This window comes from Sphingomonas bacterium (assembly GCF_903643065.1).
Lineage (GTDB): Bacteria > Pseudomonadota > Alphaproteobacteria > Sphingomonadales > Sphingomonadaceae > Sphingomonas.
The window spans coordinates 1-8,888 of record NZ_CAHJWX010000043.1 but is presented as its reverse complement, the minus strand read 5'-3'; the positions used below and the strand labels follow the sequence as shown (position 1 = coordinate 8,888).

8 protein-coding genes and 1 pseudogene are annotated in these 8,888 nt (G+C 71.2%); 4 read left to right on the top strand and 5 right to left on the bottom strand.

Annotated elements, in window-relative coordinates; genetic code table 11:
* Together HUU95_RS02920 and HUU95_RS02915 are read right to left on the bottom strand one after the other, a co-directional pair.
* A partial coding sequence (locus tag HUU95_RS02920) for a Gfo/Idh/MocA family protein (protein WP_174278725.1) occupies positions 1–950 on the bottom strand: 950 nt, incomplete at its 3' end.
* A complete protein-coding gene (locus HUU95_RS02915) occupies positions 947–1,918 on the bottom strand; it encodes an MDR/zinc-dependent alcohol dehydrogenase-like family protein (protein ID WP_217429748.1) in 972 nt (323 codons plus the stop codon). The genes HUU95_RS02915 and HUU95_RS02920, both read right to left, overlap by 4 nt.
* Before the next feature lie 74 nt (positions 1,919–1,992).
* Here HUU95_RS02915 and HUU95_RS02910 point away from each other — a divergent pair, with 74 nt between their 5' ends.
* Positions 1,993–3,864, top strand: a complete 1,872-nt coding sequence (locus HUU95_RS02910) for an APC family permease (RefSeq protein WP_217429747.1) — start codon at positions 1,993–1,995, stop codon at positions 3,862–3,864.
* Here HUU95_RS02910 and HUU95_RS02905 read toward each other — a convergent pair.
* The 3 genes from HUU95_RS02905 to HUU95_RS02895 are packed head-to-tail and all read right to left on the bottom strand — an operon-like array spanning position 3,861 to position 6,197.
* Positions 3,861–4,778: a glycosyl hydrolase gene (locus HUU95_RS02905; protein ID WP_254602588.1), complete on the bottom strand. Its 918-nt coding sequence runs from the start codon at positions 4,776–4,778 to the stop codon at positions 3,861–3,863. The genes HUU95_RS02910 and HUU95_RS02905 overlap by 4 nt on opposite strands.
* Positions 4,779–4,782: 4 nt before the next feature.
* Entirely contained in the window at positions 4,783–5,586 is an 804-nt protein-coding gene (locus tag HUU95_RS02900) for a TIGR04290 family methyltransferase (RefSeq protein ID WP_174278723.1), read from the bottom strand.
* Between the two features lie 14 nt (positions 5,587–5,600).
* The gene (locus HUU95_RS02895) at positions 5,601–6,197 is read right to left on the bottom strand and encodes a histidine phosphatase family protein (RefSeq protein ID WP_174278722.1); all 597 of its coding nucleotides are present in this window, start codon (positions 6,195–6,197) and stop codon (positions 5,601–5,603) included.
* A 168-nt stretch (positions 6,198–6,365) separates the two neighbouring features.
* Between HUU95_RS02895 and HUU95_RS14300 the strand changes: the two genes are divergently transcribed.
* The 3 genes and pseudogenes from HUU95_RS14300 to HUU95_RS02885 all read left to right on the top strand — a co-directional run.
* A complete protein-coding gene (locus HUU95_RS14300) occupies positions 6,366–7,481 on the top strand; it encodes an NAD-dependent epimerase/dehydratase family protein (RefSeq protein WP_217429746.1) in 1,116 nt (371 codons plus the stop codon).
* Positions 7,478–8,536, top strand: coding sequence for an SDR family NAD(P)-dependent oxidoreductase (locus HUU95_RS14295; RefSeq protein WP_217429745.1), 1,059 nt, complete (start codon positions 7,478–7,480; stop codon positions 8,534–8,536). The genes HUU95_RS14300 and HUU95_RS14295 overlap by 4 nt, the downstream gene beginning before the upstream one ends.
* A gap of 8 nt (positions 8,537–8,544) precedes the next feature.
* Positions 8,545–8,888, top strand: a pseudogene (locus tag HUU95_RS02885) (glycosyltransferase family 4 protein); the annotation flags it as partial.

Below are 8,888 nucleotides of genomic sequence, written 5' to 3'. Positions count from 1 at the left end.
CGACCGTCCACGCCTATCTTTCCACCGACCTCGCGCTCGCCCGCCGCGAGGCGGCGGGCCCAGTCGGCGGCGGCGCGGCCGCCCCATTCGTCGGGGCCGCTCGTCAGGGTCTCGGCGCGCGTGCCGTCGAAGCGCAGGACCTCGAAATCGTAGAAGCTTCCCCCGACGTTGCGCAGCATCGCGCCGCCGCCGGTGCCGTAGAACGCCGCCTCGATCACCGCCTCGCGGCCGGCGTGGAGCCGCCACGAGCAGGTCAGCCGCACCACCACGCCATTGGCCAGCCGGAATTGCGCGCTGGCATAGTCCTCGACCTCGCCCGATCCGGGCGACAGCGGCTGGCCGCCGGCGCGCAGCTCGGCCGCGACCGGGCCGGCGAGCGCCGGGAACCCCTGGCTCCACAGCGCCAAGTCGACGAGGTGCACGCCCAAATCCATCACGCAGCCGCCGCCCGCCAGCGCGCGGTCATAAAACCACGGCTTGTCCGGGCCCCAGGCGTTGTGGAAGGTGAGGTCGATCGCGAACAGATCGCCCAGCGCGCCCGCGCGCAGCAGCGGCGCGATCGCCCGCATGCCCGCCGTGTGCCGGTAGGAGAAATCGACGCCCAGCAGCCGATCGGCTTGGCGCGCGGCGTCCACCACCGCCGCCGCTTCCCCCGCGTCGCGGCCAAGCGGCTTCTGGCAGAACACCGCGACGCCGGCGTCGAGCGCGGCGATCGACTGGCCGGCATGGAGCGCGGAGGGGGTGGCGATGACGACGCCGTCGAGCCCCAGCGCGAGCAGCGCGGCGAGGTCCGGCACGACCGCCGCGCCGGGCGCGAGCTTCACCGCCTCCGCCGCCATCGCGGGCGATGGATCGGCGATGCCGACCGCCTCGACCGCGCCGGTCGCGAGCATCGCGGCCATGCGGTGACGGCCGATCCAGCCGGTGCCGAGAAAACCGAGCTTGGTCATGACGACGAAAGGTCGATCCACGCCTTGACGAACCCCGCCGGCTTGTCGCGCGTCGCCTCGATCGCCGCGGCGACGTCGGCCAGCGCATAGCGGTGGGTGAGCAGTGACCGGAGGTCGATCCGCCCGCTCGCCGCCGCCACCACCGCCTCGCGCAGGCCGCGCATCTGCACCGCCAGCGAGCGTTCGTGCGCGTTGACGACGTCGATGCCCTTCCAGTTCCACATCTGCATCGAGACCTGGCGAGGCCCGTCCTGATGATAGCCGGCGATCACCAGCCGGCCGCCCTCCGCGACCAGCTCGCCCGCGAGATCGAGCGGCCATTGCTTGCCCACCGCCTCGATCACGCGCGCGCAGCCGGCGCCGTCGGTCAGCCGCATGACCTCAGCGATGATCGCGCCGTGATCATGCATCGCGATCGTCTCGGCCGCGCCGAAGCGCCGTGCCAGATCGAGCGACTCGTCACGGCGCGAGATCGCGATCACCCGCGCGCCGGCGTCCGTCGCGAGCCGGGTCAGCACCGCGCCCAGGAAGCCGATCCCCACGATCGCGACCCACTGGCCGGCCCGGATGTCGCAGCGGCGGAAGATGTTGAACGCGCAGCCGAGCGGTTCGCCCGGGACGGGCTGGCCGGTGAGCGCGTCCGGCAGCGGCACCACCCGATCCGCCGCGACGACCTCCCATCCCGCGAAGCTGCGCCCGCCCAGGAACGCGACGCGCGTGCCCGGCGCCAACGTCACGCCGTCGCCGACCGCGTCCACCACGCCCCAGCCCTCATGGCCCATGCCGCCCGGCTCGCCGGGGAAGGTCGACCAGGGCTGGCCCTCGAACGGCTCGATGTTGGACGCGCACACGCCCGTGCCCTCCAGCCTGATCCGCGCCTCGCCGACGCCAGGGAGGGGCAGGGGCGCCCGCGTCAGTTCCATGCGGCCGGGCGCCACCAGCACCGCCGCGTCCATCCACTCGTTCATCGCGCGAGCCCGTGCCCGTTCGGCCGGCGCGCGTCCAGGACCCAAGTCGTGACGGAGGCGTTTCGGCATCGATGATGATGGACCTGCTGCTCGGGCGTCGCCTCGCCAATCGCGAGAGCGGGGAACACAAGATCGGCTGGATCGCAGGCGTCCCCGCGATGGGCTTGGACGGGCTGGGCTCCTCGTCCTACGGGCCGGAAGCGGCGCTGACGATCATGATCCCGCTGGGCGCCGCCAGCCTGAGCTGGATGGGCTGGGTGATCGCGCCGATCGTCGCGCTGCTCGTCATCCTCTATCTGTCATACCGGCAGACGATCGTCGCCTATCCGTCCAACGGCGGCGCCTACACGGTCGCCAAGGAGAATCTCGGCACCGGCGCCGCGCTGCTCGCGGCGGCGGCGTTGCTGATCGACTATGTGCTCAACGTCGCGGTCGGCATCTCGGCCGGCGTCGGCGCGCTGACCTCGTCGGTGCCGGCGTTGCAGCCCTGGACGCTGACGCTGTGCCTCGGCATTCTCGCCGTCGTCGCGCTGGCGAATCTGCGCGGCACGCGCGAGGCGGGGCTGGCCTTTGCGCTCCCGACCTACACGTTCCTGTTCTCGTTCCTGGCGCTGCTCGCCTGGGGGCTGGTGCGGATCGCGACGAGCGGCGGCCATCCACACCCGGTCGTGGCGCCGCCCGCGCTGGCGCACGGCACGCAGGCGGTCAGCCTGTGGCTGCTGATGCGCGCCTTCGCGGCGGGCTGCACCGCGATGACGGGGGTGGAGGCCGTGTCGAACGGCGTGGGCGCGTTCAAGGAGCCGGTGATCAAGCAGGCGCACTGGACGCTGACCGTGATCTGCGCCGGCCTCGGGCTGTTGCTCGTGGGGATCGCGATCATCGCGCGGGTCTATGGCCTGGGCGCGATGGACCAGACGCAGCCCGGCTATCAGAGCGTGCTGTCGCAGCTGGTCGGCGCAGTCGCGGGGCGCGGCGTCGTCTATTACGTCGCGATGGCGAGCCTGCTCGCGGTACTGGCGCTGTCGGCGAACACCAGCTTCGTCGGCTTTCCGCGCCTGTGCCGGCTGGTGGCGCTCGATGGCTATCTGCCGCGCCCGTTCGCGACGCCCGACCGACGCCTCGTCTTCTCGGTCGGGGTCGTCTTCCTCTGCGTCACCGCCGGGGCGTTGCTGATCGCGTTCGGCGGCATCACCGATCGCCTAATCCCGTTGTTCGCGATCGGCGCGTTCCTGACCTTCACGATCAGCCAGCTCGGCATGGTCGCGCACTGGCGAAAGGTGGAGGGGCGCAACGCCGGCCGGCTCGCGCTCAACGCGCTGGGGGCGGGGACGACGGTCCTGGCGCTGGCGGTGATCACCGCCGCGAAGTTCCTGGACGGCGCGTGGATCGTGGCGCTGGCGGTGCCGGTCATCATCGGCGTGCTCGCCCTCACGCATCGCTATTACCACCGGCTGGAGCATCGGCTGCGCACGCGGGCGGCGTTCAGCATCGAGGAGTTCGAACCGCCCACGGTGCTCGTCGCGTTCGAGGAACGCACGCGCATGACCGACCGGGCGCTGCGTTTCGCGATGACGCTGTCCCGCAACGTGATCGCCGTGCACCTGCTGGCGCTCGGCGGCCCGGAGGAGGAGGGCAACATCGCCGAGCGCCGCGCTGCCTTCGATCGCGACATCGCCGGGCCGATCGAGGCGCGGGGCCAGCCGGCGCCGCGCCTGATCCAGATCGCGGCGCCGTACCGCGACATCGCCGGGCCGCTGCTGGAGCTGATCGACCGGATCGACGCGGACACGCCGGGTCGATCGGTCGCGATCCTGATCCCGGAACTGGTGCTGCGGCACTGGTGGGAGCGGCTGCTCCACTCGCGGCGCGGCGCGAAGCTGCGCGGCGTGCTGCTGGAACGCGGCGGGCCCAGGCTGATGGTGATCAGCTCGCCCTGGCGCAGCTAGGCCGCCGCCGCCTCCAGCGTCACGGCGGGCGCGTAACGCTCCACCATCGCCGCGCAGAAATCGGCGAACGCGCGGGGGTCGCGTGGCGGGCTGGTATGGTGCGGCTCGATGCCCAGATGCTCGGGCGTGAAGCAGAACGTCACCGTGGTGTCGAACTCCGCCAGCGCCTCCATCTGCCGATCGAACCAGCTGAACGGGTCGGGCCGGCAGTAATCGGACCAGGACAGGCCGGTGCGCAGCTTGCGCGTGCCGAGCCGCCGCATCCAGGCGACCGCGTCGTCCAGCCGCGGGTCCTCCCAATGGAACCACTGCATCAGCCCCATCCGGTCGGCGACGCGCGCATAGCCGTCCAGCGCCGGCTTGGGCGTGCCGTCGGCGCGGATCAGGCCCATGTAGAAGTGACGATAGTAGCTGGAGCCTTCCGCCTCGCGATGCCGCGTCGTCGCGCCCCATTCCATCGGCAGGTCGAACAGCGAATACCAATAGGTGCGCTCGACCCGATCGATCAGCAGCTCGGCGGTGCGCTGAACCCCGAAGACCTGCACCTCCTCCGCGCCGAACGAGCCGACGCCGACCTCCGTCACCCAGACCGGCTTGTCGGTGACCGCCTCGATCTCGGCGATCTTGTCGGGCCAGGCGTGGATCGGCCACAGGTTCCAGTCGAGCGGAAAGCCATGCACCGCGACGACGTCCACCTCGTCCAGCCCGCCATGGCCCTCCATCCGCTGGACCCAGAGCGGGTCGATCGGGCTCATGCCGCCCAGGACGCGGGTGAGGCGCGGGTTGGCGCGGCCGATCGCGGCGCCGGCCAGCGACACCATCCGCGCGAACTGGCTCCAATCGGGATCGATCGCCGGATCCCAATGCGACTTGTTGTTCGGCTCGTTCCAGATCATCGCCGCTTCGACAGGCAAATCCTCAGCTCCTTTTCGCGGGGTAGATCGCGGCCGGACCCCATTGCGCATAGGGCACCTCGGCGACGCGGCACAGATACACCTCGTCTTCCGGATGCGCCTCGATCGCGAAGCCGGCCGCGCGCAGCATCGCCTCCGAGCACGCCCGGTTGGGCGCCCACCAGTTCGTCCAGTCGCCCGCGAACCGCCGCTCGATGAAGTGCATCCGGGGATAGGCGGGGTCGTCGAAGAACGCCGGCGGGTCGAACGTGCCGGGCTTGTGGAACGGATGGTCCTCGATCGGCTGCCACGGCGCGGTCGAGCCCTGCTGCATCGTCTGGAACAGCATCAGGTCGCCGGCGACATGGTCGCGGATCAGGTCGAGCGCGAGCAGCGGGTGGCGCAGGTGATACAGCACGCCCATGAAGATCACGAGGTCGAACCGCTCGCCCAGGCTGCCCACGTCATAGACGGACAGGTTGCGGAACTCGACCTCCGCAAAGCCCAGCGTGCGCGTCGCGAGCCGCGCCTGATCGAGGTAGCGTTCGTCCGAATCGATGCCGAGCACGCGCGCGGCGCCGCGCCTGGCCATCTCGACCGAGTAGAAGCCGGCGTTGCAGCCGATGTCGAGCACCGTCTTGCCCGTCAGGTCGGCCGGCAGCGCGTCGGCGAAGCGGGCGTATTTGAACTGGGGATAGTTGCCCAGGAAATGGTCGGGCGCGGTCCGGATGCCATGCCCCAGATCGATATTGTGGAACCAGGGCGCCAGCGCCGCCACCTTCTCGCGCAACAACGCCGCGTCCGCCATGCTCGCCCGTTCCCCCGTCATCGCCGCCTCTTCGCCTACCCGGCCGCGACATTCAAGTTGAGCAGCTTGCCGCCCCAGTCCCCGATCACGACCGTGCTCACCGACGCGGGATCGACCTGCAGCCGATGCACACCCGCCAGATCGAGCCCGAGCACGTCGCACAAGGCCGCGCGGATCAGGTCGGAATGCGTGACCAGCGCGATCGTCTCCCCATCGCGCTCGGCCGCGAGACGCCGCAGCAGCCCGACGATCCGCGCCTGCGCCTGCGCCATCGTCTCGCCGCCGGGGCAGCAGGCGGTAACGCGCTCGGCGTTCCACCAGTGCCAGCGCCGGTCGTCATGGAGCATCGCGAAGGTCGCGCCCGTCCACTCGCCCAGGTCGATCTCGATCAGCGCATCATCGATCGTCACGGCCATCGCCTTGCTCCGCGCGATCGCCTCGGCGGTCTCCCTGGTCCGGTCGAGCGGGCTGGACAGGATCGCGTCGATCCGCTCGTCCGCGAGCCGGCGGGCGAGCGCGCCGGCCTGCGCGCGACCCGCTTCGTTCAGCGGCACACCCGGACGACGCCCGGACAGCCGCACGTCCAGATCGTCGGTGGCGCCGTGGCGGATGAGGAGGAAGGTCGCGGTCATGCGTCGCCACCCAAAGGCCGCCGCCCGGCGCGGCGCTTGACACGCGCGGCCGTTCCGGCTGGAAGGAACAAAGAAGAAGAAGCTCCGCCAGCGGGCTTCGAGCATGTGCATTGGGGGACCGGGCGGCGGCATGCAATCAATCTGGATCATGAACAGGGCAGGTGCCGCGTGAGCGAGCGCGTCCTCGTCACCGGCGGCGCCGGCTTCATTGGCCGGTTCGTCGTCGCCGAGCTGCTCCGCCGGGGTGACCGCGTCCGCGTGCTCGATAGCCTGATCCCGCAGGTGCACGGCCAGGTCGACGGCTCGGCGCTGCTCTCGCCCGAGGCCGAGCTGATCCGCGCCGACGTCCGCGACGCCGCCGCCGTCGCGCGCGCGCTCGACGGGGTGGACAGCGTGATCCACCTCGCCGCCGAGGTCGGGGTGGGGCAGTCGATGTACGAGGTGGAGCGGTACACCTCCACCAACGACGTCGGCACGGCCGTGCTGTGGGAGCAGCTCATTGACCGCCCGGTGCGCCGCGTCGTCACCGCCTCGTCCATGTCGATCTATGGCGAGGGCCTGTACCGCGACGCGGACGGTCGCGCGGTCGAGGACGCGGACCGCCCCAACCTGCGCGACGGCCTGTCGCAATGGGAACCGGTCGACGGGCAAGGGCGACCGTTGACGCCGCTGCCGACCCCCGAGTGGAAGCGACCGGCGCTGTCGTCGATCTACGCGCTCAACAAATTCGTGCAGGAGCGGACGACCCACATCATGGGGGCGCCCTATGGCATCGAGAGCGTCTGCCTGCGCCTGTTCAACGTCTATGGTCCAGGCCAGGCGCTCTCCAACCCCTATACCGGCGTGCTCGCGATCTTCGCGTCGCGGTTGCTCAACGGGCAGCGCCCGATGATCTTCGAAGACGGCGAGCAGCGGCGCGACTTCGTTCACGTCACCGATGTCGCCCGCGCCTTCGCCGATGCGCTGGTCAAGCCGGAGGCGGTCGGCGGCACGTTCAACATCGGCTCCGGCCAGGACCGTTCGGTGCGGGAGGTGGGAATCGCGCTCGCCCGGGCGATGGGCAAGAACGACATCGAGCCGGAGATCGTCGGCAAGGCGCGGATCGGCGACATCCGTCACTGTTTCTGCGACACGACGCTGGCGCGCGACGCGCTGGGCTTCACGGTCAGGCAGGATTTCGGGGCAGGGCTGTCGGAGCTGGCCGGCTGGGTGGCGCAGCAGACCGCGACCGACAACGTCGCCGCCGCGCGCGCCGAACTGGACGCGCGGGGGCTGGTGGCGTGAGCGACGCCCCCGTCCTGGTCACCGGCGGCGCGGGGTTCATCGGCTCCAACCTGGTCGACCGGCTCGCGCGCGAGGGACATCGGGTGCGGATCCTCGACGCGCTGTCGCGGGCGGGGACGGAGCGCAACCTCGCCTGGCTGCGCGACCGGCACCACGACGCGATCGAGTTCGTCCACGCCGACATCCGCGACCACGATGCCGTCGCGACGGCCGTCGCGGACGCGCGGGCGGTGTTCCACCTCGCCGCGCAGGTCGCCGTCACCACCAGCCTCGACGATCCAGCCGCCGATTTCGCGATCAACATCGGCGGCACCTTCGCGCTGCTCGACGCGCTGCGGCGCCGGGGCGAGGCGGTGCCGCTGGTCTTCGCGTCCACCAACAAGGTCTATGGCGACCTTGCCGACCTCAGCTTTACGCTGAAGGACGACGCCTATGTGCCTGACGACGCGGGTGTCCGCGATCACGGGATTGGCGAGGCGCGGCCGCTCGACTTCCACACGCCCTATGGCGTGTCGAAGGGCGCGGCGGACCAATATGTCCTCGACCATGCCCGTTCGTTCGGCCTGCCGACCTGCGTGCTGCGCATGTCGTGCATTTACGGCCAGCGGCAGATGGGGACGGAGGACCAGGGCTGGGTCGCGCACTTCCTGATCCGCGCGCTGGAGGGCCGGCCGATCACGCTCTATGGCGACGGCTATCAGGTCCGCGACATCTGCGACGTGTCGGACGCGGTGGAGGCGTACCTCCAGGCCTGGCGCCGGATCGACCGGGTCACCGGCCGCGCGTTTAACCTGGGGGGCGGCCCCGCCAACGCGGTATCGCTGCGCCAGCTGCTCGCGCACATGGCCGAGCTGGTCGGGCACGACATCGACGTCACCTGGGCTGACTGGCGCGCGGGCGACCAGCGCTATTTCGTCGCCGACACGCGCGCGGCGGAAGCGGCGCTGGGGCTGGGGCCGCGCGTGGCGTGGCGCGAGGGCGTCGCCGACCTCGCCCGCTGGCTCGCCGCCGAGCGCCGGCTCAACCTCCCGATCCTCGCGGAAGCCGCCGAGTGAGGGTGCTGATGACCTGCGACGCGGTCGGCGGCGTCTGGCCGTACGCGACCGACCTCGCCGGTGCATTGGCGGAGCAGGGGGCGGAAGTGGTGCTGGCGGTGATGGGGCCGGCCTCCGATCACGCTCACCCTTCCGGCGCTTCGCGCCTTCCTCCCTCTCCCGATGGGAAAGGGAAGGGGCCCGCCGGCGCAGCCGGTGGGAAGGGTGAGGGTGATGTCGCCTACACCGTCGTCCATACCGGTCTCCCCCTGGACTGGCTCGCCGCCGGCCCCGCCGAGGTCCTCGCCGCCGGGCGCGCGATCGCGGCGCTGGCGGCGGAACAGCGCGCCGACATCGTCCAGCTCAATTCCCC